The organism is Flavobacterium sp. YO12 (genome assembly GCF_004119495.1).
In the GTDB taxonomy this organism is placed as follows: Bacteria; Bacteroidota; Bacteroidia; order Flavobacteriales; family Flavobacteriaceae; genus Flavobacterium.
The window spans coordinates 1-1,299 of sequence record NZ_NRQU01000138.1 but is presented as its reverse complement, the minus strand read 5'-3'; the positions used below and the strand labels follow the sequence as shown (position 1 = coordinate 1,299).

Annotated in this window: 1 protein-coding gene; it reads left to right on the top strand. The window is 27.6% G+C overall.

What is annotated here, in order from left to right; translation table 11 throughout:
• The first annotated feature begins 112 nt into the window (after positions 1–112).
• Positions 113–1,276 carry a hypothetical protein gene (locus tag BOW55_RS20660; RefSeq protein WP_129026330.1) on the top strand — a complete coding sequence of 388 codons (1,164 nt, stop codon included), beginning with the start codon at positions 113–115 and terminating at the stop codon, positions 1,274–1,276.
• The last annotated feature ends 23 nt before the right edge of the window (positions 1,277–1,299 follow it).

The following is a 1,299-nucleotide window of genomic DNA, read 5'->3' as shown; positions in this document are numbered from 1 at the left end:
TTTTTGCTTTTTGTAAATAGGCTATTTTGTTGGTTTTTAATGTTTTTGATTTTTAATTTTTTGAAATTGTAAGAATAAAATTAATACTTTAGTTGAAAATTTAAGATTGCCTATGAGGAAAATTATACTTCTATGTATTGTGTTATTCGGTACTAGTATTTCTGCACAAAACGAGGAGCATTCTATAGTTGTAAAAGATATAGAAACGCAGTTGCCTATTGAAAATGCTACGATTGTTGTTTTGAAAACCAAACAGATTTTATTAACTAATAAAGATGGTAAAGCTGTTTTTGTGTTAAACGGAGGATCTAATATACAGGTTTCTGAAACTAATTATGAGAGTTTAACCATTCGATGGACTTCTTTAAAAGAGAGTAATTTTGTAGTTTATCTAAGCAGTAAGAACAATAAACTAGATGAAGTTGTTTTGTCTAAACAATCACCTCAAAAAGTACTTCAAAAAATAGTTTCTAACTCTGTGCATATGTTGGCCGCATCTTATAGGCTGAAAGTGTATGTAAGAGAGTTTTTTATGCTCGATAATCAATATTCTTATTATAATGACGGGCTTGTAAATTTTCAGTTTGTTGGAAATCAGAAAAAAGCAGAAACAACACTTTTGGTAGAACAAAACAGATCTTACGGGATATTAGAAACAGACGTAAGTGCAGATTTAAAAGGTTATAATTTGAATAATATCATGGAGAATTATTCGAACTTAAAATATTTTGAACCGCTTTTAAGCTCAAAAGCAAAAAAAGAATACGATTTTATTATAAAAGGTCATTCCAAAAATAAAGATTACTATGTAATGACAATTACACCTTTGGAGAAAGCAAAAGAAGCAATTGATAGTTTTGAAATTATTTACGATCCAGAAAAGAAACTTATTCTAGAGTTTACAATTGATGCAACTCCGAAAAATATTGATAAAATAGAAGAAAAGACGACTGTAAATTCAAAAAATATTACAAAGTCTTTTGTAAAAGTGGATTATAGATTTGATGGCAAGAATTATTATTTGTTGAGCTCAAACGAAGAAATAGCTTATAATCTTATTTTAAAAGACGCAGTTAAAAAGATTCAAGTGCGTAATAGCTTTACAACAACAAGTTTTAATAAACAAAATTTCACTTATAAGGAAAGTGACGTTTTTAAAGAGAAATCGCTTTTTAATAAAAAGAATAAAATCCTAACCAATTACTGGGATATTTCAGGATTAACAGCCACAGATGAAGAAAAGGCAATTGTAAGTTCCTTAGAGTTTAAAATGTAGTTTTGATTAAAATAACAAAAAAA

What these genes read in the sequence shown, in the direction of transcription:
- BOW55_RS20660 (WP_129026330.1), top strand. Translation starts at nt 113, where the DNA reads ATGAGGAAAATTATACTTCTATGTATTGTGTTATTCGGTACTAGTATT.